A 25,655-nucleotide genomic window follows, 5' to 3' on the forward strand; every position below is an offset into this window, starting at 1 on the left:
GGCACTCCCCGGCGGGCCGGGAACAGAGGACACGGCATGGCAAATCTCGAACTGATCCTGGTGCTGGCAACCGCCGTGACCGGCCTGATCTGGCTGGGCTGGGTGATCCTGCGGCGGCGTCGCAGCCCGGAGCGCCAGCGGGCGATGCCCTGGTTCGTGGACTACTCGCGTTCGTTCTTCCCGGTGCTGCTGATCGTGCTGATCCTGCGCTCGTTCGTGGCCGAGCCCTTCCGCATCCCCTCCGGGTCGATGATGCCCACCCTGCTGGTGGGCGACTTCATCATGGTCAGCAAGTTCTCCTACGGGATCCGCCTGCCGGTCACCCGCACCAAGATCCTCGATACCGGCGAGCCGGAGCGTGGCGAGGTCGTGGTGTTCAAGTATCCCCGCAACCCGCAAGAGGACTACATCAAGCGGGTCATCGGTCTGCCGGGCGATACCATCGCGTTCCGCGATCGCGTGCTGTACGTGAATGGCGAGCCGCAGCCGGCCGAGCGGGTTGGAACCTTCGAGGGCGAGGGCTCCGGGCAGGTCATGTCGGGCGCGTCGATGTTCGAGGAGACCCTGGATGGACGCACCTACAACACCCTGATGCGCGAGCAGCAGGCGAGCCTCGACGGTTCGGTCACGGTCCCCGACGGTCACTACTTCATGGTCGGTGACAACCGCGACAACTCCAACGACAGCCGGGTCTGGGGGTTCGTCGCCGAGGAGCACCTGGTGGGCCGGGCGCTCTTCATCTGGCTGCATTGGGATTACAATGAAGGCCATCGGGACTTTTCCCGGATCGGCCAGGCGATTCGCTAGGCCGTATTCCGCGGGAGCAGGCAACCAGGGGCAGGGTATTCATGCGACATTCCAGACACTCGATGCAGGGCGCGGGCGCGGTGACGATTCTTGCGCTGATCTTCCTCGCGCTGCTGGTCGGCACCTTCGTGATCAAGATGGGTACGCAGTACACCCAGTTCCTCACCGTGCGCTCGATCATGCAGGATGTGGCCACCCAGACCGGCGCCGCCGACAAGAGCGAGCGCGAGCTGTGGCGCGAGATCAATCGCCGGTTCCAGATCAATTCGGTATACGACGGGATCGGCGAGGACAACTTCAGCGTGACCGAGCACGGGGAGGGCCGCCGCCTGAACCTGGAATACGAGGTGCGCCGCGAATTCCTCGGCAACGTGGACGTGGTGGCACGCTTCTCGAACAGCGAGACACTCGCCCCTTGAGGAGGGCGGCGTCGATCCGTTGCATGCCTCCAGGGGTGTTTTCGTGAGTCGTGACTTTCGCAGCCTGCTGCCGCCGGCCGTGCGCGATGGCGAGGGTGTGGGCCAGGCGCTGACCCACCGCAGTGCCGGCGGGCGCAACAACGAGCGTCTCGAATTCCTCGGGGATGCCGTGCTGGGCCTGGTGATCGCCGACGCCCTGTACGAGCAGCTCCCGGACGCCCCGGAGGGCGACCTGACCCGCCTGCGTGCCGCGCTGGTCAATCGCGAGTCGCTGGCCGCGCTGGCGCGCGAGACGGGACTGGAGGGCACGCTGAACCTGGGCCAGGGCGAGCGCAAGAGTGGTGGTCAGCGCCGCGACTCCATCCTCGCGGATGCCGTGGAGGCCCTGATCGGGGTGACCTATCGCGAGGCCGGCATGCAGGCCGCGCGCGAGTTCACCCTGGCGCTGTACGCCGAGCGCCTGCAGGATCTGCCGTCGGCCGAGTCGCTGAAGGACCCGAAAACCCGCCTTCAGGAACAGCTGCAGGGCCGCAATGCGGAGCTTCCGGTCTACGAGGTGCTGGAGGTGGCCGGCCCCGATCACAAGCGCCAGTTCACCGTGGCGGTGCACCTGCCCACCCAGGGCTGGGGGCAGCGCGGCCAGGGCTCCTCGCGGCGCCGCGCCGAGCAGGCCGCGGCCGAGGCCGCCCTGAAGCGCCTGCAACAGGTACAGGAACAATGAGCGAAACCGATGACCGCCCCGCGGGCGAATCCACGCGCTGTGGTCTGATCGCGCTGATTGGTCGGCCCAACGTGGGCAAGACCACGCTGATGAACCGTCTGGTCGGCGAGAAGCTGGCGGCGACGACCCGGCGGCCCCACACCACGCGCAACCGCATCCTCGGAATCGTGACCGAGGGGCAGGACCAGATTGTGCTGATGGATACGCCCGGCATCGACACCGAGCGCACCCAGCTCGTGAACCGCGTCCTCAACCGCACGGCCAGCCAGGCGCTGGCGGATGCCGACCTCGTCTGCTTCATCGTCGAGGCCGGCCAGTTCGGCCCGGGCGACGAACGCATCGAAGAGACCATTCGGCATTCCGGGCGCCCGGCGCTGCTGGTGATCAACAAGGTCGACCAGTTCCGCGCGAAGGAGGAGCTGCTGCCGTTCATCCAGGCCCGGGCCGCGAGTTTCGACTATGCCGGCGTGGTGCCGCTGTCGGCGAAGACCTGCTCCAATCTGGAGGGCCTGATCGCGGAGATCCGGGGGCACCTCCCGCAGGGCCCGTTCCTGTACGACCCCGATCAGCTCTCGGATCGTCCTCAGCGTTTTCGCGCCGAGGAGATGATCCGCGAATCCATGCTCGAGCATCTGGGGCAGGAGGTTCCGTACTCGGTGGCGGTGCGCGTGGAGGACTGGTCGGACGAGCCACGCACGACACACATCGACGCGGTCATCCTGGTCGAGCGCGACAGCCAGAAGGGGATCGTGATCGGCAAGGGTGGCCAGCGCCTCAAGCGCATCGGCCAGGCGGCCCGCGTTCAGCTCGAGGAACTGCTGGAGCGCAAGGTCATGCTGTCCCTGACCGTGCGGGTGGAGGCCGACTGGACCCGCAACCCGCGGGCCCTGCGCGAACTCGGCATCGAAGAACCCCGGTGAGGGCCCCGCGACGGGCATGAGTGGCGCGGGGTCGGCGGTCACCCAGGGGGTCGTGCTGCACGCCCGCCCGCTGCGCGAGAACAGCCGGGTGCTGGATCTGCTGACCGCCGGGAGCGGCCGCCTGTCGGCGGTGGTGCGCGGCAAGGCTGGGTCTGTCCAGCCGTTCGTGCTGCTGGATCTGGCCTGGCGCGGGCGCGGTGAACTGCCCACCCTCAGCGTCGCCGAGCAGCAGCGGGTCTTCCCGCTGACCGGACGGTCCCTGGTCTGCGGGCTGTACCTGAACGAGCTGATCCTGCGCCTGTACCCGCGCGAGGCCCCGATCCCGGAGGCCCTGCCCGCGCTGCTGTCCGCCTACGCCCGGCTGGCTGCGGGCGAACGCGCCGATACCGTCCTGCGTCGTGCCGAATGGGCCCTGCTTGCCCCGCTGGACTCCGGGCTGGAGCATGTCGAGCCGGCCGAGCTGGACCCGGATGGCTGGTATCGCTACGACCCGGAGGCCGGACTGGAGCCCGTGGCCGCCGGACGGGGCGAGTCGATCCCCGGTTCGGCGCTGCGGGCGCTGGCCACCGGGGAGGACGTGCCGGATAATCATGCCCGCGTCAGTCGCGACTTCATGCGCCGGCTGATCGACATCCACCTGGCCGGCCGGCCCCTGCGCACCCGGGGTCTGCTGTAGGCTTCGGGACCGCATCCAACCAAGGGCATCGCCTCATGTCGCATCCTGCTCCGCTCAAGCTCGGGGTCAATCTCGATCACATCGCCACCATTCGCCAGGCGCGGCATACGCCGTATCCGGACCTGATGCAGGCGGTGCGCCTGGCCGAGGCCAGCGGCGCAGACTCCATCACCCTGCACCTGCGCGAGGACCGCCGCCATATCCAGGACGACGATGTCTTCGGGATCAAGCCCCGGCTCAAGGTCCCGATGAACCTGGAGATGGCGGCCACCGAGGGCATGCAGGCGATTGCCCTGAGGCTGCGCCCGGAGGCGTGCTGCATCGTGCCGGAGAAGCGCGAGGAGCTGACCACCGAGGGTGGGCTGGATGCCGTGGGGCAGCTGGAGCGCCTGCGCGAGTTTGTCGCGCCCCTGACCGCCGCGGGGATCGAGGTCTCGCTGTTCGTGGAGCCGGATGCGCGCCAGCTGGAGGCGGCGGTGGCCATTGGCGCGCCGGTGGTGGAGCTGCACACCGGTGCCTATGCCAACGCCCGTGATGCGGCCGAGCGCGAACGCCTGCTCGCCGGCATTAACGAGGCCGCTGCCGCCGGCCGGGAGATGGGTCTGGTGATCAACGCCGGCCACGGGCTGGACTACGACAACGTGCGCCCGATCGCGGCCAACCCGGTGTTTCACGAGCTCAATATCGGGCATTCGATCGTCGCGCGGGCCCTGTTTACCGGCCTGCCCGAGGCGGTCAGTCACATGCGCGGGCTGATGGATGCTGCCCGCCAGGGGCTGCCGGCCGGGCAGTACCCGGTCTGAGCGCGATGATCCTCGGGATCGGGACCGATCTGGTGCAGGTCGCGCGCATGCGCGGCATGTGGGAGCGCCACGGCCGCCGCCTCGCCGAGCGCATCCTGCATCCGCTGGAGCAGGCCGATCTGCCATCCCATGAACCGGCCGGGTTTCTGGCCCGGCGCTTTGCCGCCAAGGAGGCGCTGGCCAAGGCGCTGGGCTGCGGGGTCGGGGCCGACATGGCGCTGGCGGAGGCGGGGGTGACCCATGACGCGCGCGGGCGCCCCGAATTCGTGCTGGCCGGGCGGGCCCGGGCCACCGCAGACCGCCTCGGTGTGCGCGCGATCCATCTCAGCATCAGCGACGAACGCGAATACGCCCAGGCCTTCGTGGTCCTCGAGGGTGGCGAGTAACCCGCCTTTCCCTCCGGGCGAGGTTGCCCGGGTTGGGGCGGCTCCCTAGAATGTGACTCCTTATGCCTGCCGGTGTCCGCAGATGCCGCGGCAGGCCAGCCCTGAGCGAGCGACGGAGTCCAGTCAATGCCCTGGAACGAACCGGGAAACAACAACCGCGACCCCTGGAGTGGGGGTGGTGGCGGCCAGCGCGGTAGCGGTGGCGGTGGCGGGGGTGGCAATCAGCCCCCCGACCTCGAGGAGATGATGCGCAAGCTGTCGCGTCAGCTGAATGGTATCTTCGGCGGGGGCGGCAACGGCGGCTCGGGCGGTTCCGGCAGTGGCGGCATGGGCCGGGGTGCCCAGGCCCTGGTCAGCCTCGGCCTGATCATCGCGCTGGTGGTCTGGCTGGCGTCCGGCTTCCACATCATCTCGGAAGGCGAGCGCGGCGTGGTGCTGCGCTTCGGCGAGTTCCAGCAGGTGAAGAACCCGGGGCCGGGCTGGCATCTGCCCTATCCCATTGAGCGCATCGAGATCGAGAACGTCGACAACGTCCGGACGCTCGAGCATCGCGCGCTGATCCTGACCGGCGACGAGAACATCATCGATGTTGATATCGCGGTGCAGTACCGCATCCTCGACCTGGTCGACTATCTCTTCAATGTCCGCAACCCGAACGCCACGGTGAACCGGGTGATGGAGTCGGCGATCCGCGAGCGCATCGGCAAGAACAACCTCGAATTCATTCTCGGCGAGGGGCGTGGCGAGATCGCCTCGTCCTCGCGCGTGGTGATGCAGGAGAACCTGGACGCCTACGGTGCCGGCATCATCGTCACCGCCGTGTCCATGCAGCAGGCGCAGCCGCCGGAACCGGTGCAGGAGTCTTTCGCCGACGCGATCCGCGCCCGCGAGGACGAGGTGCGCTTCCGCAATGAGGCCGAGGCCTACGCCAATGGCGTGATCCCGCGGGCCCGTGGTCAGGCCGCCCGCATCATCGAGGAGGCCGAGGGCTATCGCGATCAGGTGATCGCCCGGGCCGAGGGTGATGCCTCGCGCTTTGACCAGTTGCTGGCCGAATACCAGCAGGCCCCGGATGTGACCCGGGATCGTCTCTACCTGGAGGCGGTCGAGGCCGTGCTCGAGGATTCGCGCAAGCTGATGCTGGACGTGGGCAGCAGCAACAACCTGATGATGCTGCCGCTGGATCAGTTGTTCCAGGGCGCCGCGCGCAGCGGGAACAGCTCCGGCGACACACCGACACCGCGGCCGTTGGATACCAGCCGCAGTGTCTTCAGCAACAGTGGCTCGGGTACGAGCAGCCGGCTGGGTGATCGCGACCCGGCCGCCCAGCGTTCGCGGGAGGTGCGCTAATGCTCCGCATAGCCGGTATTGCCGTGGTCGTGCTCGGTATCGTCGTTGCCCTGTCGACCTACACCGTTGACGAACGTGAACGCGTGATCAAGTTTGCCCTGGGGGAGATCCGCGAGGTCGACCCGGCCCCGGGCCTGCACTTCAAGTTCCCGCTGATCCAGAACGTCGAGAAGTTCGACGCACGGATCATGACGCTGAACATCCCGCCGGATCGGTTCCTGACCTCCGAGGCGAAGAACATCATCGTCGATTTCTACGCCAAGTGGCGGATCGACGATGTCGGACAGTTCTACCGCGCCACGCGCGGCGACGAGCGTCTGGCCGAGGAGCGCCTGGCGCAGATCCTGCGCGACGGGATGCGTAACGAGTTCGCCCGCTTCGAACTGCAGGATGTGGTCGCTGGCGAGCGCCTGACGATCATGGGCGCAGTGCGTCAGACGGCACTGGAGACCGCTCAGGAGCTGGGTATCAATCTGGTGGATGTGCGCATCCGCCGCATGGATCTGCCCGACGAGGTATCCGAGTCGGTGTACGAGCGCATGCGGGCCGAGCGTCAGCGCGTGGCCCAGGACTTCCGGGCCCGCGGCCAGGAAGAGGCCGAGCGCATCCGCTCGCGGGCCGACCGCGAACGCACGGTGATCTTGGCGAATGCCTATCGCGACTCCGAGGAGATCCGCGGTGCCGGTGACGCCCGGGCGACGGAGACCCTCGGGCGTTCGTTCGGCGAGGACCAGGACTTCTTCCGCTTCTATCGCAGCCTGATTGCCTACCGCAACAGCATGAGCGGCGAGAACAGCACCTTCATCCTGGAACCGAACTCCGAGTTCTTCCAGTACTTCAATGCCCCCGGGGGCGAACGTCCGGCGCCGCTGCCGCCCCGCTGAGCGGGGCGGAAACCGGGTGGCTGCGGCCGCCCCGAAGGTCGCCGTTTGCAACGGGCCCGGAAGTATCCGGGCCCGACTTTTGCCGGACGGCGGGCCGGGCGTGGTGGATGACAGGACAAGGACAGGGATGACATGACCGATATCAACCGCTGGTTGCTGCCGGACGGCCTGGAGGAGGCCCTGCCGGATGCCGCGCGGCGTCTCGAGGCGCTCCGGCGCCGCGTGCTGGACCAGTTCGACACCTGGGGCTACGACCTCGTGATGCCGCCCCTGGCCGAGTATCTGGAATCCCTCCTGACCGGGGCCGGGCATGCCCTTGATCTGCAGACCTTCAAGCTCACCGATCAGCTCACCGGGCGCATGATGGGTGTGCGCGCGGACCTGACCCCGCAGGTGGCACGTATCGACGCGCATCGCCTGCGGGTGCAGGGGCCGAATCGCCTGTGCTACGTGGGTACCGCCCTGCGTACCCGCGCGGACGAATGGTCCGGCTCGCGCAGTCCCTTGCAGGCGGGTGCCGAGTTGTTTGGCCACGACGGGATCGACAGCGATCTCGAGATCATCCGTCTGATGCTGGCCACCCTGACCGTCTGCGGCGTGGACCGCCCGAGCATGGATCTCGGCCATGTCGGGATCTATCGCGCCCTGGCGCGCGACGCCGGCCTCGACGAGAGCCAGGAGCAGGACTTCTTTGACCAGCTCCAGCGCAAGAGCGTGCCCGAGATCGACGAGACCCTGGCGGCCTGGCAGGCCTCCGGCATGGACCCGGTCGCCTGCGCGCGCCTGCGGGCGCTGGTTGATCTCAACGGGGACGCCACGGTACTGGACGAGGCCCGCCGGGCCCTGGACGGCGCGCCGGCGGAGGTTCAGGCGGCGCTGGATCACCTGCAGGCCGTGGTCGCGCGCCTCGAGGCGGGCGAGCCGGGGCTGGACCTGCACCTGGACCTTGCGGAACTGCGCGGCTACGCCTATCACACGGGGCTGGTGTTCGCCGCTTTCGTCCCGGGTTCCGGACAGGCCATCGCCCGTGGGGGGCGGTATAACGACATCGGGCGGGTATTCGGCCGGGCGCGGGCGGCGACCGGGTTCAGTACCGATCTGCGCGCCTTCGTGCGTCGCGAAGGCGGAGTGGCGGCCCCGACCCGGGAAAGCGTGCGTGCGCCGGCCAGCGGCGATGCGGCGCTGGAGGCCGCGATCGCGGACCTGCGCGCACGCGGGGTGCGCGTGGTGCGCGAGCTGGATGGCCAGGACAATGAATCACCCGCCGGCGCGCGTCTGGAGCAGCGCGACGGCGAATGGACGGTAGTGGAGCATTGATGACGATGGGACGTTTTGTAGTCGTGCTGGGCAGCCAGTGGGGGGACGAGGGCAAGGGCAAGATCGTCGATCGTCTGACCGAGGATGCGGCCGCGGTGGTTCGCTTCCAGGGCGGGCACAATGCCGGCCATACCCTGGTGATCGGCGGCGAGAAGACCGTTCTGCACCTGATTCCGTCCGGCATTCTGCGCGAAGGCGTGGAATGCATGATCGGCAACGGGGTGGTGCTCTCGCCCGAGGCCCTGATCACGGAGATGGAGGAGCTGGAGGCCAAGGGGGTGCCGGTCGCCGACCGCCTGCGTCTGTCGGATGCCTGCCAGCTGATCCTGCCCTACCACGTGGCACTGGACCATGCGCGCGAGAAGGCACGCGGCAAGGCGGCCATCGGGACGACCGGGCGCGGCATCGGGCCGGCCTACGAGGACAAGGTGGCGCGTCGCGGCCTGCGTCTGGACGACCTGTTCCACCGCGAACGCCTGGCGGCCAAACTGGGCGAGGTGATGGACTATCACAACTTTGCGCTGAAGCACTACTTCAAGGCGCCGACCGTCGATCAGCAGGAAGTGCTGGAGCAGTGCCTGGCGCACGCCGAACGACTGCAGCCGATGGTCACGGACGTGGCCGGGCGACTGCACGCGCTGCGCGAGCAGGGCAAGGACGTGATGTTCGAGGGCGCCCAGGGCACGCTGCTGGACATCGACCACGGCACGTATCCGTTTGTGACCTCGTCGAACACCACCGCGGGGGGCGCCTCCACCGGCTCCGGGGTGGGCCCGCGGGACATCGACTACGTGCTGGGGATTACCAAGGCCTATACCACGCGCGTGGGGGCGGGGCCGTTCCCCACCGAGCTGTTCGACAACATGGGCGAGCACCTTGCGCGCCAGGGCAACGAATTCGGCTCGACCACCGGGCGTGCGCGGCGCTGCGGCTGGTTTGACGCGGTCGCGCTGAAGCGGGCGGTCCAGGTGAACACGATCAGCGGCCTGTGCATGACCAAGCTGGATGTGCTGGACGGGCTGGAGAGTGTGCAGATCTGTGTCGGCTATGACTGTGGTGGCGAGCGCCGCGAGGTGCCGCCCTCCGGGGCCGAGGCCTATGCGGCCTGCACCCCGATCTACGAAGAGATGCCGGGCTGGGCGGAGTCCACGGTCGGGATCCGCGAGTACGCGAAGCTGCCGGCGAATGCGCGCGCCTATCTGGAGCGGCTGAGCGAGGTCGTCGGGGTCCCGGTGGATATGGTCTCCACCGGCCCGGATCGCGACGAAACCCTGGTGCTGCGCGACCCGTTCGACAGCTGATATCCCGCCCGGACGGTCGGGGCGTCAGCAAGCGCGGGCTTCGGTGATGCCCCGGCCCGGGGGTCCGGTGCCTGTGCACGCGGGTGCGCATGACGCGTGTGTATGAAGCGGCGTCGAGGTTTGCCTATGTGGCATGCGAATGGCCCGGGTGAATGCTCCACGGGCCGCGCCCGCGAAGGCAGCGCCCACGAAAAAATCCACGCCATCCATGTGGATGCCGCGCGTTACGGGGTGGTTCAGGGAGTGTGTTGAAGCAGAAAAATGGTGCCGAGGAGAGGACTTGAACCTCCACGGGGTTACCCCCACTAGCACCTGAAGCTAGCGCGTCTACCAATTCCGCCACCTCGGCACGAGGGACGACACAGCGGTGAAAACCGAGTGTCCTGCGCTTCAGGAGCGCGCAATATAGTGCGCGCCCGCGAGGCTGTCAACGCCCCGGGGGCCGAAATTCGCCGTCCGGGACGGGCGCCGGCGGGCCGGCGCGAAGCCGCGCTGCGCAACAAAATTCTGCATGCCTCATAATGGGCGCTTCGGGAAGCGCCGATTCATGTACCCGCTGGTGTTGCGGTCCGCTGGTGTCGCTCCGCTACACTGCACTCACCGCGCCTTGATCGCACGCTGGAAAGCGGCTCGAGCGGGAGCGGGCACCTGAATCAGCGTTTCCCTTGCGCGCCCGGCCGGTTCCCGGCGAAGGGCTGCCCATTGCAACATCCACAGAGTTCACTGAATGCCAAGACAACGTCGCAAGACCCCCGCCGATCCCAACTTCGAGCGCGAGGCGCAGAAGTACGACAACCCCATCCCCAGCCGCGAGTTCATCCTCGGGCTCCTGCAGGAAGCCGACAATCCGCTGTCCTACGACGAGATCGCGGAGCGGCTGCAGATCGACGATGACGATCGCCTCGAGGCCCTGCGCCGCCGCCTGAAGGCGATGGAGCGCGACGGCCAGGCCCTTTGCAATCGCCGAGGGGCCTATCTGCCGGTCAACCAGGAAGATCTGATCCGCGGCCGTGTGATCGGGCATCCGGACGGCTTCGGCTTCCTGGTGCCGGACGAGCAGGACGACGATCTGTTCCTGTCGCCCAAGCAGATGCGCGGCGTATTCCATGGCGACCGGGCGCTGGCCCGGGTCATGGGCGTGGATCGCCGCGGCCGCCGTGAAGGCGGGATCGTGGAGGTCCTCGAGCGCAACACCACCCAGGTGGTCGGGCGCCTGAAGATCGAGGACGGGGTCGGTGTCCTGACCCCGGACAACAAGCGGATTACCCACGACATCCTGGTGCCGCCGGACGGCCTGGGCGAGGCGCAGGACGACCAGATCGTGGTGGTGCGTATCCGCGAATCCGCCTCGCGCACCGCGCGCCTGAAGGGCGATGTGCTGGAGGTCCTGGGCGAACACATGGCCCCGGGCATGGAGATCGACATCGCGATCCGTGCCCATGGCCTGCCGCACGAGTGGCCGGACGAGGTCACGGCCGCCGCCGACGCACTGGGTGCCGAGGTCGCCGAGAAGGACAAGAAGGGCCGTCTGGATCTGCGCGAGAAGCCGTTTGTCACCATCGATGGCAGTGATGCCCGCGACTTCGACGACGCCCTGTACTGCGAGCCGGAGGGCAAGGGCTGGCGCCTGTGGGTCGCGATCGCCGACGTGTCCCATTATGTCGAGCGGGATGCGGCCCTGGACCGCGAGGCCCGCACCCGCGGCACCTCGGTGTACTTCCCCGACAACGTGATCCCGATGCTGCCGGAGGCCCTGTCCAACGGCCTGTGCTCGCTGAACCCGAAGGTGGATCGGTTGAGCATGGTCTGCGAGATGGAGATCGGCGCGCGCGGGGCACTGAAGAGCTATCGCTTCCACGAGGGCCTGATCCGCTCGCACGCGCGTCTGATCTACGACGATGTTGCGGCGATGCTCGACGGCGACACGGCCCTGCGCGAGCAGAACGCCCATGTGATGCCGCATCTGGAGACCCTGCACAAGGCCTTTAAGGCCCTGCACGCGGCCCGCAATCGCCGCGGCGCGATCGACTTCGACACCACCGAGACCAAAATCGTATTCGGCGAGGACCGCAAGATCGAGCAGATCGTCCCGACCGAGCGCAACGATGCCCATCGCCTGGTCGAGGAATGCATGATCATGGCGAACGTCGCGGCGGCGCGGTTCCTGAAGAAGCACAAGGTGCCGGCGCTTTATCGTATCCACGACCAGCCACCGGCGGAGAAGGTCGAGGAGCTGCGCGAGTTCCTGAATGGCGCGGGCCTGAGCCTGGGCGGCGGGGCCGAACCCACACCGGCCGACTACACCGCCGTGCTGAAGGCCGCCCGCCAGCGCTCGGACCAGCAGCTGATCCAGACGGTGCTGCTGCGCTCGCTGAGCCAGGCGGTGTACGCCCCGGAACTGGACGGGCACTTTGGTCTGGCGCTGGACGACTACGCGCACTTTACCTCGCCGATCCGGCGCTATCCCGACCTGCTGGTGCATCGTGGCATTCGTCATGTGCTGCGCAAGGGCAGTGGCAAGGCGTTCCCGTATTCGCACAGCGACATGGAATCGCTGGGCGAGCACTGCTCGATGGCGGAGCGGCGCGCCGACGATGCCACCCGCGATGCCGAGGCCTGGCTGAAGGCCGAGTACATGCAGGACAAGGTCGGGGAGACCTTCACCGGCGTGGTCTCCGGCGTAACCGGGTTCGGCCTGTTCGTCGAGATCAAGGATGTCTACATCGAGGGCCTGGTCCACGTGACCAGCCTGGATAATGACTTCTACCACTTCGATCCGACCCGTCACACCCTGACCGGCGAGCGCGGCGGGCGGGTGTTCCGCATTGGGGACGAGCTGCAGGTGCAGGTGGCCCGGGTGAGTCTGGATGATCGCAAGATCGACCTCGCGCTGGCCGGGGAACCGGGCAAGCCGAAGCCGACGGACGCGCCGCCGAAGAAGCGCAGCCGCCGCAGCAAGCGCCGCAAGGATGCCGAGACCGCCCCGGCCGAGGCCGCGGTGGAACCAACTCCGGCCAAGCCGGAGGCCCCCGCCGCCGACGACGAGGCCCCGGCACCGAAGAAGAAGCGTCGCCGTCGCGGGGGTCGCCGCCGCGGTTCGGCCTCCGGTGACACGACCCCGGACCCGGCCCCCGAACCGGGGAACGAGGCGGCCCCGGTGTCCGACCCTGACGAGGGTATTCCCGATGCCCCGGAACCCGGCAACGAGGCGGTCCCGCCGCCGCGACCGGAGGCCGACAAGGACGGCAACACCATCGTCGAGTCGGAGCCGCAAGCCCAGGCGGCGGGCAAGAAGCCCGCGGGTTCCGGCCGTCGCCGCAGCCGTCGCCGGCGTCCCTCCTCGTCCTGAGGTACCGCCCGGTGAGTGCGCAGGGCCATCCATCGCGAGGCGCGGCATCCCCGCGCGAGCGCGCGGCGGGTTCGCGGCCGGCTGTGTCCCGTGGAGGGGTGCGGTGAGCAAGGGTGGCAAGGGCAGCCGCGCGGAGACCTTCGGCGGTATTCATGCGGTGGCGGCGGTACTGGAGCGTGCTCCGGAACGGGTGAAGCGCCTGCAGCTCGCGACCGACCCGGTCGAGCCCGCGCTGGAGCGCCTGCTGCATCGTGCCCGCGCCTGCGGTCTCGCGGTGGAGCGGGTGGGCCGCGAGCGCCTGGACCAGCAGCATCCGGGGTTCCAGAACCAGGGCGTGATCGTGCACTGCACCCCGCGTCCGGTGGTGGATGAAAAGACCCTGATCCAGCGGGTGCGCGATGGTCTGGACCTCGTGCTGATTCTCGACGGGGTGACCGACCCCCACAACCTCGGCGCCTGCCTCCGCACCGCCGATGCGGCGGGGGCCGGCGCGGTGATCATGCCGCGCCACCACAGCGCCGCCCTGACCCCGGCGGCCATCAAGGTGGCCTCGGGCGCGGCCGAAACCGTGCCGGTGGTAACGGTCGGAAATCTCGCGCGGACGCTCGCCTCGCTCAAGCAGGCCGGTATGTGGACCGTCGGCCTCGCGGGCGAGGCCGGGGAAAGCCTCTACGCGCTGGACCTGCGCCCGCCGACCGCGATCGTGATGGGGGCCGAGGGCGAGGGCCTGCGCCGGCTCACCCGGGAGGCCTGCGACCACCTGGCCGCCTTGCCCATGCACGGGACGGTGGAGAGCCTCAATGTCTCCGTGGCCACCGGGGTAACCCTGTTCGAGGCGGTGCGCCAGCGCCAGGCCGGCGCGCCGGACTGAGGGCGTCGGCCGCCTGGCCTGTTCGTCGCTTGTTGTTGTCGCCCGCTTCGGTTATCGTATCGCGCCTTTCTGCCCCGCGGGCGCGCCCGCGGGGTCGAACCCTTGCCTCACCGCGTGGACGGGAGGCTGATACCCGCAAGGAGTTCCCGATGCGTCACTACGAAGTTGTATTCCTGGTCCACCCGGACCAGAGCGAGCAGGTCCCGGCGATGATCGAGCGCTACAAGGGCCTGGTCGAAGGCCACGAAGGCAAGATCCATCGCCTGGAAGACTGGGGCCGCCGTCAGCTGGCCTACCCGATCCAGAAGCTGGTGAAGGCCCACTACGTGCTCATGAACATCGAGGCCTCGGAAGAGGCGATGGAAGAGCTCGCCAGCGCCTTCCGGTTCAACGATGCCGTGCTGCGCCACCTGGCGATGCGCATGGAAGAGGCAGTGACCGAGACCTCCCCGCTGGCCAAGGGCCAGGAAGAGGAAGGCTCCAAGGGCCGTCGCCGCGAGCGTGACGACGAGGGCGGCGAGTCCGCCTCCGATGATTCGACCGCTGCCGAATAAGTCCCGCCCGTTCGTTGACCGAATTTTTGAAGGAGAGTTGAGATGGCCCGTTTTCCGCGTCGCCGCAAGTACTGCAAGTTCACCGCCGAAGGCATCGATTACATCGATTACAAGGACCTGAACCTGCTCAAGGGTTTTATTACCGAGACCGGCAAGATCGTCCCCAGCCGAGTGACCGGCACCAGCGCGAAGTACCAGCGTCAGCTGGCCACCGCCGTGAAGCGCGCGCGCTTCCTCGCCCTGCTGCCGTACAGCGACAACCACTAAGTCTCGTACCGGTTCGCCGGGGGCCGTCGCCATGCGCGCACTGGCCGAATTCGCGATGAAGAGCCGGGGCCGCGCCGTGGGCGCGGTCTCCGGTTTTGGTGTGGCGGGGCTGTTTCTGCCGCCGGTGGCGCTGCTTGGCAGCGCGCTGGTCGCCCTGGTCGGGCTGCGCATCGGCCTCGGGCAGGCACTGCTGGTGATCGCGCTGTCCGCGCTCGTGCTCGGGGTCGCAATGTTTGCCCTGATGCCCGAGGCCCCGCTGTTCGCGGGGGTGGTGGCCGGGATGGTGCAATGGGCGCCGGTGGCGCTGCTGGCGGAGCTGCTGCGACGGACCGTCTCGTGGCGCAGCACGCTGCAGGCCGCCGCCGGGGTCGCCGGGTTCGGGGTGCTGGCCGTCCATATGCTCGTCCCGGATCTCGAGTCCACCTGGGCCGAGGCCGGGATGAGACTGCTGGGGCCCCTGGTCGAAGGTAGCGAGACCGGTCCGCAGGAACTCGAGGCGGCGTTGCGCCGCGCCGCCCCGTACCTGACCGGGCTGTTTGCCGGGATCCTGCTGCTGAGCCTCACGCTCTCGGTGCTCCTGGGTCGCTACTGGCAGGCGCTGCTGTACAACCCGGGGGCGTTCGGCGAGGAGTTTCGGGCACTGCAGTTCGGGCGCGCCACAAGCGCGGCCACGCTGCTGCTGGCGGGGATCGGCCATCTGGGTCCGGTGCCGCTGGCGACCGAACTGGCGTTCATCCTCGGGGTGCTGTTCTTCCTGCAGGGGATCGCGCTGATGCACGCGCTGACCTTCCGTCAGGGCATGAGCAGCTTCTGGCTGGTGGGGATGTACGTCCTGCTGGCGCTGGCGATGCCGCAGATGTTCCTGCTGCTCGCCACCATCGGCGTCATCGACGCCTGGGCGGACATCCGCTCGCGGCTGGGCCCCGGCTCCGCATCGGGTGGGCAGGACGGCGACAACAATCCGTGAGACCGGTCCGAGACCGGTGTAGAATGCGTGCCTTCGGGCGCTGATCAAACGTTACAGGAATACAAAGATGGAAGTCATTCTGCTGGAAAAGATCGATAACCTCGGCACCCTGGGTGACCGTGTCAACGTGCGTCCCGGTTTCGCGCGGAACTATCTGCTGCCGCAGGGCAAGGCCACGTTCGCCACCGCCGAGAACATCGCCGAGTTCGAGGCGCGTCGCGCCGAACTGGAGAAGGCCGCCGCCGAGGCCCTCGCCGCTGCCGAGGCGCGCAAGGAAAAGCTGGACGGCACCGTGCTCGAGATCACCGCGAAGGCCGGTGGCGAAGGCAAGCTGTTCGGCTCCATCGGCCCGGCGGACATCGCCGACGCGCTGAGCGCCAAGGGCACCGAAGTCGAGAAGAAGGAAGTGCGCATGCCGGAAGGCCCGCTGCGTACCGCCGGCGAATTCGAGGTCGGGCTGCACCTGCACTCGGACGTGGATGTGGACATTCGCGTCGTTGTGATCGGCGAAGAGTGATCCGTCGGATGTCGGGAGGGTGGCCCCACCGGGTCGCTGATACCCGGCAGGTGGGCGGGTTCGTCGCATGAACTCGCCCATGACCCCGAATCCGCGGGTCCCCCCGCATTCCGAGGAGGCCGAACAGGCAGTCCTCGGAGGCCTGATGCTGGATAACGCCGCCTGGGACCGGGTGGCGGACCGCATTACCGCAGAAGACTTCTATCGCCACGACCACCGCCTGATCTTCCGGGCGGTGTCCACGCTGGCGGATCGCAATGCCCCGTTCGACATGGTCACCGTGTCGGAGCAGCTGGACCGTACCGCGGAGCTGGAATCCGCGGGGGGCATGGCCTATCTCGGCCGCCTGGCAGCGGAAACCCCCAGTGCCGCGAACATCGTGGCCTACGCCGATATCGTCCGCGAGCGCTCCATCCTGCGGTCGCTGATCTCGGTGGGCACCGAGATCGCCGATTCGGCCTATACCCCCGAGGGCCGCGACTCCAAGGAACTGCTGGACGTGGCGGAGCAGAAGGTGTTCCGCATCGCCGAGCAGGGCGCGCGCGGGGCCCAGGGCTTTCGCGGGATGAAGCCGCTGCTGACCGCGGCGGTCGACCAGATCGAGTATCTCTACGAAAGCCAGAACCCGATTACCGGGGTGGCCACCGGCTATCAGGATCTGGATGCCCTGACCTCCGGACTGAACCCGGGCGATCTGGTGATCGTCGCCGGGCGTCCGTCCATGGGCAAGACCTCGTTCGCGATGAACATCGCCGAGTACGTGGCGATGAAGAACTCCGAGCCGGTCGCGATCTTCTCCATGGAGATGCCCGGCGAGCAGCTGGCCATGCGCCTGCTGTCCTCCATGGGCCGGATTAACCAGCAGAAGCTGCGCTCCGGGCGCCTGGAGGACGGCGACTGGCCGCGTCTGACGAGCGCGGTGCAGATGCTCTCCGAGGCACCCCTTTTCATCGACGACACACCGGCGCTGTCGCCCACCGAACTGCGGGCGCGCACCCGCCGCCTGATGCGCGAACACAAGGGGCTGGGTCTGATCGTCGTCGACTACCTGCAGTTGATGCAGTTTCCCGGCAGTGGCGAGAGCCGGGCCCACGAGATCTCCGAGATCTCGCGCGGGCTGAAGGCCCTGGCGAAGGAACTGAGCGTCCCGATGATCGCGCTGTCGCAGCTCAACCGCTCGCTGGAACAGCGCCCGAACAAGCGCCCGGTGATGTCCGACCTGCGCGAGTCCGGGGCCATCGAGCAGGACGCGGATATCATCGCCTTCGTGTATCGCGACGAGGTCTACAACGACGAGTCGCCGGACAAGGGTACTGCGGAGATCATCATCGCCAAGCAGCGTAACGGCCCCATCGGCACCGTGCGCCTGACTTTCCGCGGGCAGTTCACCCGTTTCGAGAACTACGCCCCCGACGTCTACGGCGAGATCGGCCACGAGGCCTGACCCGGGACGTGAAGCGAGCGGCGACCATCCAGCTCGACCCCGAGGCCCTGCGGCACAACCTGGCCGTGGCGCGACGCCTGGCGCCCGGTGTCCCGATGTGGTCGGTGATCAAGGCCGAGGGCTACGGCCATGGGCTGATATGGGCCGCCGAGGCCCTGGCGGCGGCCAGCGACGGGCTCGCCGTCTCCCAGGTCGGCGAGGCCCGGGCGCTGCGCGCGGCCGGCTTCGACGGTCCGGTGCTGGTCCTGCAGGGGCCGCACGATGCCAGCGACGCACGCGCCTGTGCCGAGTTCGCCCTGCAGCCGGTCCTGCATGACACGGCTCAGCTCGATCATCTGGATGCCTCTGGCATCCGCCTCCCCGAGGTCTGGGTCAAGCTGAACACCGGCATGAATCGCCTGGGCTTCGAGCCGCGCCAGGCGGGCGAGGCGGTGAAGCGCCTGCGAGCCGCTGGGCACGGGCAGCAGGGGCTGCACTGGATGACACACCTGGCCTGCGCCGACACGCCCGGTCACCCGCAGAATGCCCATCAACTGGAATGCTTTGCCGGCGCCGTCGGGGCGTGGCCGGGATACCGCAGCGTGGCCAACTCCGCTGCGCTGTTCGCCGGCTGGGGCTCGGGCGGTGAGGGGGCCGCGTCCGGCGACTACTGGGCGCGGCCCGGCATCATGCTCTACGGGGCACACCCGGCCTCCGTGCCGGAGGATCGTCCGCCCGAAGGACCTGAGGGCGAGCTGCGCCCGGCGATGACGGTGCAGGCCCCGGTCATCGCGACCCAGCCACTGGAGCCGGGCAGCCGCGTGGGTTATGGCGCCACCTGGACGGCCGATCGACCGGGTCGCGCCGGGATCGTCGCGATGGGCTATGCCGACGGCTATCCGCGTCATGCCCCGTCGGGCACGCCGGTGCGGGTCGGTGACCGGATCTGCCCGCTGATCGGCCGCGTGTCCATGGACATGCTGGCGGTGGACCTGACGGACTGCCCCCAGGACGGGGTCGGTGATCTTGCCACGCTGTGGGGCAAGGGGCTGCCGGTGGAGCGGGTCGCGCGCGCGGCGGGCACCATCAGCTACGAGCTGCTGACCCGCGTCGCCGACCGCCTGCAGCCGGCGCACTGAGCCCGGTACACTGTGGCATCCCGCAGCCAAGGATGCCCCGATGACCGATTTCGACCCTGCCGATTACGACCCGCAGACCGTAGCCATCCGACATGGCTACCAGCGCACCCCGGAGGGGGAGCATTCCGAGGCGATCTTCCCCACCTCCAGCTTCGTGTTCGGCTCGGCCGCGGAGGCCGCGGCGCGCTTCGGCGGGGAGTCGCCTGGCAACATCTACTCGCGCTTCACCAACCCGACCGTGCGTACCTTCCAGGACCGCCTGGCGGCGCTGGAGGGGGGCGAGGCCTGTGTGGCCACCGCCTCCGGGATGTCGGCGATCCTCGCGACCATGATGGGCCTGCTGAAGGCCGGCGATCATGTGGTCTGCTCGCGTTCGGTGTTCGGCACGACCACGGTGCTGTTCAACAACTACCTCGGCCGTTTCGGTGTCGAGGTGACCTACGTCGAGCTGTCGAACCTCGAGGCCTGGGAGGCCGCCACGCAGCCCAATACCCGGCTGTATTTCTGCGAGACGCCGTCCAACCCGCTGGGCGAGGTGGTGGACATTGCCGCGCTGGCGGAGATCGCGCATCGGCACGACGGGCTGCTCGCGGTGGACAACTGCTTCTGCACGCCGATCCTGCAGCGCCCGCTGGATCTGGGCGCCGACATCATCATCCACTCGGCGACCAAGTTCCTCGACGGCCAGGGGCGCTGCCTGGGCGGCGCGGTGGTCGGTGATGCCGAGCGCGTCGGCAAGGACGTCTACGGCTTCCTGCGCACCGCCGGGCCGACCCTGTCGCCGTTCAACGCCTGGGTGTTCCTGAAGGGGCTGGAGACCCTGGCCCTGCGCATGCGCGCCCACAGCGACAACGCCCTCGCCCTGGCGCAGTGGCTGCAGGCCCACCCGAAGGTCACCGCCGTGCATTACCCGGGGCTCGAATCCCACCCGCAGCATGCGATCGCCAAGCGCCAGCAAAGTGGCTTCGGCGGCGTGCTGAGCTTCGAGGTCGCCGGCGGGCGCGAGGCCGCCTGGTCGGTGATCGACGCAACGAAATTCCTGTCGATCACCGCGAACCTGGGCGATACCAAGACCACCATCACCCATCCGGCCACCACTACCCACGGCCGTGTGGACCCGGACAAGCGGGAGGCTCAGGGCATTACCGAGGCCCTGGTGCGGGTCGCGGTCGGGCTGGAGGCGGTCGCCGACATCCAGCGCGATCTGGCCCGCGGGCTCGACGCGCTCTGACGCGGCTCCCGGGTCGACCGCACGGATATGTCCAGACCCGCATCCGGTGATGTCCATCCGAAGCCGCGCCGGCGTCCGCGCTGGCGCGTACTGCTGACGGTCGTTATTGGCTTCCACCTGCTGGGGTTCCTGTCGTCGCTGGATGCGCTGATGTCCACGCGGACGCCGCAGGGCGCGGTGGCCTGGATCGTGTCGCTCAACACCGTTCCCTATGTGGCCGTGCCGGCCTACTGGGTATTCGGCGCCAGCGAGTTTCGCGGCTACGTGGTCGCGCGCCGTGACGAAGACTCCGCTCTGGCGCGGGCCCTGCAGCCGAAGACAGAGGAGCTGTGGTCCCACCAGTACATCGCGCAAGAGCCGAGCAAGCACCTGGACGGGGTGCAGCGGCTCGCCCGCTGGCCGTTTCTCCACGGTAACGAGGTCGAGCTGCTAGTGGATGGCGAGGCGACCTTCGACAGTATCTTTCAGGGGATCGAGCAGGCCGAGCGCTACCTGCTGGTGCAGTTCTATATCGTGCGCGATGACGAGATCGGGCGCGAACTTAAGCGACGGCTGGTGGAGCGGGCGCAGGACGGGGTCGAGGTCTACTTCCTGTACGACGAGATCGGCAGCTACCGCCTGCCCGGCAGCTATCTCGACGCCCTGCGCGAGGCGGGGGTGCATGTGCAGCACTTTCACTCGACCCGCGGGCGCGGTAATCGCTTCCAGCTGAACTTCCGCAATCACCGCAAGATCGTGGTGGCCGATGGCGAACAGGGTTGGGTCGGCGGACTGAACGTGGGGGATGAGTACCTCGGGCGGGACCCGAAGATCGGCCCCTGGCGCGATACCCACCTGCGCATCGAGGGGCCGTCCGCCCTGGCCCTGCAGTCGGTGTTCCTGGAGGACTGGCACTGGGCGACCGAAGACATCCCGGAGCTGGAATGGAAGCCGGCGATCATGGCGGACGACGGCGTCCCAGTACTGATCCTGCCCTCCGGCCCGGCGGACGAATTCGAGACCGCCAGCCTGATGATGCAACAGGTTATCCATGCGGCTGATCGGCGTATCTGGATCGCGAGCCCGTACTTCGTGCCGGACGAGGGCGTGCAGGGCATGCTCAAGCTGGCAGCGCTCAGTGGCGTCGATGTACGTGTGCTGATCCCCGAGGTCACCGACAACCCGTTGACCACGCATGCGGCCTATGCCTTTCTGGGGCCGCTGCTGGATGCCGGCGTGCGTGTCTACCGCTATCAGGAGGGCTTCCTGCACGGCAAGGCCTTCGTGGTGGACGACATGGGCGCGGCGGTGGGGACCGTGAACCTGGACAACCGCTCGTTCCGGCTGAATTTCGAGGTTACCGCGCTGGTGATGGACCCGGCCTTCGCTCGCGAGACCGCGCGCATGTTCGAGGCCGATTTCGCCCGCTCGCGCGAGATGGCCCGGCAGGACGTGGACGACCTGCCGCTGTGGCGCCGCGTGGCCGCGCGGGCCGCCTATCTGCTGGCGCCGGTGCTGTAGGCTTCAAGGCAGTGACCGGCAGGCTTGATCTGTGTCATGTGCAGGCGCAGCGCCAGTGCTAGACTTGCAGGCAGAATACCTTTTCGAGGCCGGCCCGTGTCGCGAGCCCTGCACCATTTGCTGAACCTGCTGATCGTCGCCGCTCTGTTGCTGGCGCCGATCGCCGGTGCGGGGATGATGCACGGCGATGCCCCAGGCGGCATGACCGCGGCGGGCCACTGCCCGGGTGGGGGTGCCGGATCGCTTTCGGAAGCCGTGCCGCTGGACCTTTCCCCGGACTTCGTGATCCAGGCCGAGCCTTCGGCCTGCGAGATGCCCTGTGCGGTCTGTGGCGTCTGCGGGGTCTCGGGTTTGCCTGCGCCCGCCGGCACGCCGGTCTCGGCGGCCGCGCCCGTTTTGGTTTCCCTTCCCGTCGCCATGGGCCCCGGTACCCCCGCGGCACCGGATCTGCGCCCACCCCTCTGATTCCTCCCTGGCCGGGGTTCCACCCGGCCCCGGGTGATCGCGCATCACCCACGCACTGCGCATTACCGCGCTTTGCGTCTTTCACTCTGTCCCGGGGAGGACTACATCATGATGAATGAACAAGGTTTTGGCTGGATGGGCGGTATGGGTCTTGGCGGGGGCCTGATCGGGCTGCTCGTCCTGGTGCTGCTGATCCTCGGGATCGCCGCCCTGATCAAGTACCTGTTCGGCAATCGCTGAGGAGTCGCGCGATGACGACGGAAGCGAGGCCAGCGGACACCCGCGAGGCGGTGGTGATCGTCCCCGGCATGGGGTCGGACCACTGCGCGGGGATCGTGCGCGCGGCGCTGGAGAAGACCCCCGGCGTGGCCTCGGTGGGGACCAATATCGCCCGCCACCGGGTGACCGTGGGATACGACCCCGAGCAGGTGGGCCCGCAGGGGTTGCGGGCCGCGGTCGAGGGGGCTGGCTACGACGTCGCCCAAGTCGAGGGCGAAACGGGCGCCGCCGGTACGGTGCGTCTGGTGGTACCCGGCATGGGTTCGGACCACTGCGCGGGGATCGTGCGGGGTGCGATCGAGAAGCTGGAGGGCATCCAGGCGGTGCGCACCAACATCGGTGATCACCGTGTGACCATAGAACCCGGTCCCGGTGGCCCCGACGCCGAGGCCCTGCGCGCCGCGGTCGAGGGGGCCGGCTATGACGTGGCGGCGTTGGAGACCGAGGAGGCCGGCAGCGAGGCGGACGATGCCGAGATTGACGCGGCCTATCTGAAGCAGGCCTGGCGCCGGCTGTGGATCGCGATGATCCCGACCATCGCGATCATGGTGCTGATGATGCCGCACATGTTCTGGCAGGAGATCCCCGGCTATCTGCTGATCATCGCCGTGCTGGCGTTCCCGGTGGTGTTCATGGCCGGGGGTGCGGCCACCCACCGTTCGTCCTGGCGCGCGCTGAAAAGCGGCAGTCTGAACATGGACGTGCTGATCTCCATGGGCTCGCTGCCGCCCTATCTGCTGGGGCTGATCGGCTTTGTCTACCCGATGACCTCGTTCATCGAGATGGCCGCGACCATCATGGCCTTCCACATGCTCGGGCGCTACCTGGAGTACCGCGCCAAGGGCGAGGCCTCCTCTGCGATCCGCAAGCTGCTGGATCTGGGCGCGAAGTCGGCCCGGGTGGAACGCGACGGCGAAGAGATCGAGGTGCCGGTGAAATCGCTGCAGGTGGGCGAGGTGATGATCGTGCGCCCGGGCGAGAAGATCCCCACCGATGGCGAGGTGGTTGCCGGCGAGAGCACCGTGGACGAATCCATCGCCACCGGCGAGTCGGTGCCGGTGGACAAGGCTGAGGGCGATACCGTGCTCGGTGCGACCCTGAACCAGCAGGGGCGGCTGAAGGTGCGCGCGACCCGTGTGGGGGCCGACACTTTCCTGTCGCAGGTGATCCGTCTGGTGAACGAGGCGCAGGGTTCGCGGGTGCCGGTGCAGGAGCTGGCGGACAGCATCACCGCGCGGTTCGTGCCGGCGGTGCTGGTGATTGCGCTGGCGGCGTTTGCGGCCTGGCTGGCGTTCTCCGGGGCGCTGCAGCCGATCCTGATCTGGGGCGAGGGGTTTCTGCCGTGGGTGGATTCCGAACGTCCCCCGCTGGTACTGGCGATCCTCGCGGCGATCGCCGTGCTGGTCATCGCCTGCCCCTGCGCGCTGGGGCTGGCCACACCCACCGCCCTGATGGTCGGTTCCGGCATGGGGGCCGAACGCGGCGTCCTGATCCGCTCGGGCTCCGCGATCCAGACGCTGAAGGACATCCGCGTGATCGTGCTCGACAAGACCGGGACCCTCACCCGCGGGCAGCCGGCACTGACCGACGTGGTCGCCGCCGAGGGCTTCGATGACGCTCGTGTGCTGCGCGCGGCCGCGGCCGTGGAGGCTGGTTCTGCGCATCCGCTGGCCGAGGCCATTGTGCAGGGTGCGCGCGATCGGGAGCTGGCGGTCGCCGAGGTCGAACAGTTCCAGTCGCACACCGCGCGCGGGGTGGAGGCCCGCCTCGACGGGGAGCGCGTCCTGGTCGGCAGCCAGCGGCTGCTGGAGGAGCAGGGCCTGGATCCGTCCGGCCTGCTGGAATCGCTGCGGCAGTTCGAAGATGCCGGGAAGACCGCGATGCTGGTGGCCATCGGCGATCGACCGGCCGGCATCGTCGCGGTCGCCGACACCCTCAAGGAAGAGTCGCAGAGCGCCATCGAACAGCTGCATGCCCTCGGCATCCGCTGCGTGATGGTCACCGGTGACAACGAGCGCACCGCGAAGGCCGTGGCCGCGCAGGTGGGGATCGACGAGGTCCGAGCCGGCGTGCTGCCGGAGGGCAAGGTCGAGGCGATCCGCGAACTGCAGGCGGAGTACGGCGACCACGTGGCGATGGTGGGCGACGGCATCAACGACGCCCCGGCCCTGCAGCAGGCGAATGTCGGCATCGCGATCGGGGCCGGCGCGGACGTGGCCATCGAGGCCGCCGACGTGACTCTGGTGCGCGGCGAGCTGACCAAGGTCGTCGAGGCCGTACAGCTCTCGCGCCTGACCTTCCGCAAGATCGTGCAGAACCTGTTCTGGGCCTGGGGCTACAACACCGCCGCGATCCCCATCGCCGCGGTCGGCCTGTTGCACCCGATGATCGGCGTGATCGCGATGACCGCCAGCTCGCTCTCGGTCATCGGCAACTCCATCCTGCTGCGCCGCAGCATGCCGACCGACGAGCGCTGAACGGGTATCCTTGGCCGCCATGAGTCAGCCGATCACCCATCCCGTGAGCCCGGATCTTTACCGAGCGGCCGAAATGGCGCTGCGCGAGTGCGATCCCGAGACCAAGTGCGAGCGCGTGCTGGCGCTGATGCAGGCCTGGTGGTCCGACGGGCTGGAGGCGCTCGCCAGCTCCGGTCCGGAACGGTTGGAGGTGCCCGGACGTCCGGAACGGCCGGTGCTGGTGCACCCGAAGGATCTGCCGCGGCGCGGATTGCACACGACGGCCGGGCGGGTGGCGCTGGTGCACGCGGTCGCGCATATCGAGTTCAACGCGATCAACCTGGCGCTGGATGCCGTCTATCGCTTTCGCGACATGCCGGCGCCGTTCGTCAGCGACTGGCTGCAGGTGGCGGCCGAGGAGGCGCGCCATTTCCGGCTGTTGCGTGCGCGGCTCAACGAGCTGGGGGCGGACTACGGCGACCTGCCGGCCCACAACGGGCTGTGGGAGGCCGCACTCGCGACCGACCACGACGTGATGATCCGCATGGCCCTGGTGCCGCGCGTGCTGGAGGCGCGCGGGCTGGACGTGACCCCGGGCATGATCGAGCGCCTGGCAGCAGCGGGCGATCACGCGACCGTGGCGCTTCTCGAGATCATCCAGCGCGAGGAGGTCGCCCACGTGGCGATCGGCACGCGCTGGTTCCGCGAGTTGGCCCACGCGCGCGGGCTTGATGCCGAGCCGCTCTTCCTCGAGCTGCTGGCAGAGTACATGCCGGGCCGCGTACGCCCGCCCTTCGCCCACGCCGCCCGCCGCGCCGCCGGCTTCACCGACTCCGAGATGGCGCAACTGGAGGCCCAGGCCACCACCGAACCGTCGCCATAGCCCCGACCGCCTGCCTTGTGGTGGCTGGTCCTGGTTCTGCATCCGGTGTTTACGTGCCTTCGGTCGGCCGCCTGCCAGGCGCTGACTCGCCAGCGCGCCCCGAGTGACTTCTTTGCTCGTGCAAAGAAGTCACCAAGAAACACGCCCGACTGCCGCGACCCCGGCCCGCT

At 68.5% G+C, this 25,655-nt stretch carries 25 protein-coding genes and 1 tRNA gene; 25 read left to right on the forward strand and 1 reads right to left on the reverse strand.

Going from position 1 to position 25,655, the window contains the following annotated elements:
• Positions 1 to 36 precede the first annotated feature (36 nt).
• The 11 genes from lepB to F627_RS0109840 all read left to right on the forward strand — a co-directional run bounded on the left by lepB (position 37) and on the right by F627_RS0109840 (position 9,584).
• Positions 37 to 807, forward strand: coding sequence for a signal peptidase I (lepB, locus tag F627_RS0109790; protein ID WP_018877078.1), 771 nt, complete (start codon positions 37 to 39; stop codon positions 805 to 807).
• Positions 808 to 869: 62 nt separating this feature from the next.
• The gene (locus F627_RS0109795; protein WP_018867225.1) at positions 870 to 1,226 is read left to right on the forward strand and encodes a DUF4845 domain-containing protein; all 357 of its coding nucleotides are present in this window, start codon (positions 870 to 872) and stop codon (positions 1,224 to 1,226) included.
• A 43-nt stretch (positions 1,227 to 1,269) separates the two neighbouring features.
• Positions 1,270 to 1,947 (forward strand): ribonuclease III, encoded by a 678-nt coding sequence (gene rnc, locus F627_RS0109800; protein WP_018867226.1) that lies wholly within the window; start codon positions 1,270 to 1,272, stop codon positions 1,945 to 1,947.
• On the forward strand, positions 1,944 to 2,867 hold the full coding sequence (era, locus tag F627_RS0109805) for a GTPase Era (protein ID WP_019583957.1): 924 nt from the start codon (positions 1,944 to 1,946) through the stop codon (positions 2,865 to 2,867). Before rnc ends, era begins: the two co-directional genes overlap by 4 nt.
• Positions 2,868 to 2,883: 16 nt before the next feature.
• Positions 2,884 to 3,543, forward strand: coding sequence for a DNA repair protein RecO (locus F627_RS0109810; RefSeq protein ID WP_019583958.1), 660 nt, complete (start codon positions 2,884 to 2,886; stop codon positions 3,541 to 3,543).
• A 35-nt stretch (positions 3,544 to 3,578) separates the two neighbouring features.
• On the forward strand, positions 3,579 to 4,346 hold the full coding sequence (gene pdxJ / locus F627_RS0109815) for a pyridoxine 5'-phosphate synthase (protein ID WP_018867229.1): 768 nt from the start codon (positions 3,579 to 3,581) through the stop codon (positions 4,344 to 4,346).
• A 5-nt stretch (positions 4,347 to 4,351) separates the two neighbouring features.
• Complete coding sequence (acpS, locus tag F627_RS0109820) at positions 4,352 to 4,732, forward strand: holo-ACP synthase (protein WP_018878829.1); 381 nt, start codon at positions 4,352 to 4,354, stop codon at positions 4,730 to 4,732.
• 126 nt (positions 4,733 to 4,858) lie between these two features.
• Entirely contained in the window at positions 4,859 to 6,082 is a 1,224-nt protein-coding gene (gene hflK, locus F627_RS0109825) for an FtsH protease activity modulator HflK (RefSeq protein ID WP_019583959.1), read from the forward strand.
• Positions 6,082 to 6,966, forward strand: a complete 885-nt coding sequence (gene hflC / locus F627_RS0109830) for a protease modulator HflC (RefSeq protein ID WP_018867232.1) — start codon at positions 6,082 to 6,084, stop codon at positions 6,964 to 6,966. The genes hflK and hflC overlap by 1 nt, the downstream gene beginning before the upstream one ends.
• 132 nt (positions 6,967 to 7,098) lie before the next feature.
• Entirely contained in the window at positions 7,099 to 8,283 is a 1,185-nt protein-coding gene (locus tag F627_RS0109835; RefSeq protein WP_018882794.1) for an ATP phosphoribosyltransferase regulatory subunit, read from the forward strand.
• Entirely contained in the window at positions 8,283 to 9,584 is a 1,302-nt protein-coding gene (locus F627_RS0109840; protein WP_018877083.1) for an adenylosuccinate synthase, read from the forward strand. Before F627_RS0109835 ends, F627_RS0109840 begins: the two co-directional genes overlap by 1 nt.
• A gap of 262 nt (positions 9,585 to 9,846) precedes the next feature.
• Here F627_RS0109840 and F627_RS0109845 read toward each other — a convergent pair.
• Positions 9,847 to 9,933 (reverse strand) — tRNA-Leu (locus F627_RS0109845).
• A gap of 378 nt (positions 9,934 to 10,311) precedes the next feature.
• Between F627_RS0109845 and rnr the strand changes: the two genes are divergently transcribed.
• From rnr to F627_RS0109915, 14 genes are all read left to right on the forward strand, one after another.
• Entirely contained in the window at positions 10,312 to 12,933 is a 2,622-nt protein-coding gene (gene rnr, locus F627_RS0109850; RefSeq protein WP_019583960.1) for a ribonuclease R, read from the forward strand.
• Positions 12,934 to 13,036: 103 nt separating this feature from the next.
• Positions 13,037 to 13,804, forward strand: coding sequence for a 23S rRNA (guanosine(2251)-2'-O)-methyltransferase RlmB (gene rlmB / locus F627_RS0109855; protein WP_018867236.1), 768 nt, complete (start codon positions 13,037 to 13,039; stop codon positions 13,802 to 13,804).
• Between the two features lie 149 nt (positions 13,805 to 13,953).
• Positions 13,954 to 14,358 (forward strand): 30S ribosomal protein S6, encoded by a 405-nt coding sequence (gene rpsF, locus F627_RS0109860; protein WP_018882792.1) that lies wholly within the window; start codon positions 13,954 to 13,956, stop codon positions 14,356 to 14,358.
• 42 nt (positions 14,359 to 14,400) lie between these two features.
• Positions 14,401 to 14,625, forward strand: coding sequence for a 30S ribosomal protein S18 (gene rpsR / locus F627_RS0109865; RefSeq protein WP_018867238.1), 225 nt, complete (start codon positions 14,401 to 14,403; stop codon positions 14,623 to 14,625).
• Between the two features lie 31 nt (positions 14,626 to 14,656).
• Positions 14,657 to 15,592, forward strand: coding sequence for a DUF2232 domain-containing protein (locus F627_RS0109870; RefSeq protein ID WP_019583961.1), 936 nt, complete (start codon positions 14,657 to 14,659; stop codon positions 15,590 to 15,592).
• 67 nt (positions 15,593 to 15,659) lie between these two features.
• Positions 15,660 to 16,109, forward strand: coding sequence for a 50S ribosomal protein L9 (gene rplI / locus F627_RS0109875; protein ID WP_018867240.1), 450 nt, complete (start codon positions 15,660 to 15,662; stop codon positions 16,107 to 16,109).
• Between the two features lie 79 nt (positions 16,110 to 16,188).
• A complete protein-coding gene (dnaB, locus tag F627_RS0109880; protein WP_018867241.1) occupies positions 16,189 to 17,553 on the forward strand; it encodes a replicative DNA helicase in 1,365 nt (454 codons plus the stop codon).
• 8 nt (positions 17,554 to 17,561) lie between these two features.
• Positions 17,562 to 18,671, forward strand: coding sequence for an alanine racemase (gene alr, locus F627_RS0109885; protein WP_019583962.1), 1,110 nt, complete (start codon positions 17,562 to 17,564; stop codon positions 18,669 to 18,671).
• Between the two features lie 40 nt (positions 18,672 to 18,711).
• Positions 18,712 to 19,902, forward strand: a complete 1,191-nt coding sequence (locus F627_RS0109890) for an O-succinylhomoserine sulfhydrylase (RefSeq protein WP_019583963.1) — start codon at positions 18,712 to 18,714, stop codon at positions 19,900 to 19,902.
• Positions 19,903 to 19,929: 27 nt separating this feature from the next.
• Positions 19,930 to 21,402 (forward strand): cardiolipin synthase, encoded by a 1,473-nt coding sequence (cls, locus tag F627_RS0109895; RefSeq protein ID WP_019583964.1) that lies wholly within the window; start codon positions 19,930 to 19,932, stop codon positions 21,400 to 21,402.
• Positions 21,403 to 21,498: 96 nt separating this feature from the next.
• Positions 21,499 to 21,867, forward strand: coding sequence for a hypothetical protein (locus tag F627_RS0109900; RefSeq protein WP_019583965.1), 369 nt, complete (start codon positions 21,499 to 21,501; stop codon positions 21,865 to 21,867).
• A gap of 108 nt (positions 21,868 to 21,975) precedes the next feature.
• Positions 21,976 to 22,107, forward strand: a complete 132-nt coding sequence (locus tag F627_RS17290; protein ID WP_017940982.1) for a hypothetical protein — start codon at positions 21,976 to 21,978, stop codon at positions 22,105 to 22,107.
• A gap of 11 nt (positions 22,108 to 22,118) precedes the next feature.
• The gene (locus F627_RS0109910; protein ID WP_018867247.1) at positions 22,119 to 24,623 is read left to right on the forward strand and encodes a heavy metal translocating P-type ATPase; all 2,505 of its coding nucleotides are present in this window, start codon (positions 22,119 to 22,121) and stop codon (positions 24,621 to 24,623) included.
• A 19-nt stretch (positions 24,624 to 24,642) separates the two neighbouring features.
• Positions 24,643 to 25,485, forward strand: a complete 843-nt coding sequence (locus F627_RS0109915) for a ferritin-like domain-containing protein (RefSeq protein WP_026279277.1) — start codon at positions 24,643 to 24,645, stop codon at positions 25,483 to 25,485.
• Positions 25,486 to 25,655: the final 170 nt, after the last annotated feature.

Source organism: Thioalkalivibrio sp. ALE16, from assembly GCF_000381305.1.
Lineage (GTDB): Bacteria > Pseudomonadota > Gammaproteobacteria > Ectothiorhodospirales > Ectothiorhodospiraceae > Thioalkalivibrio.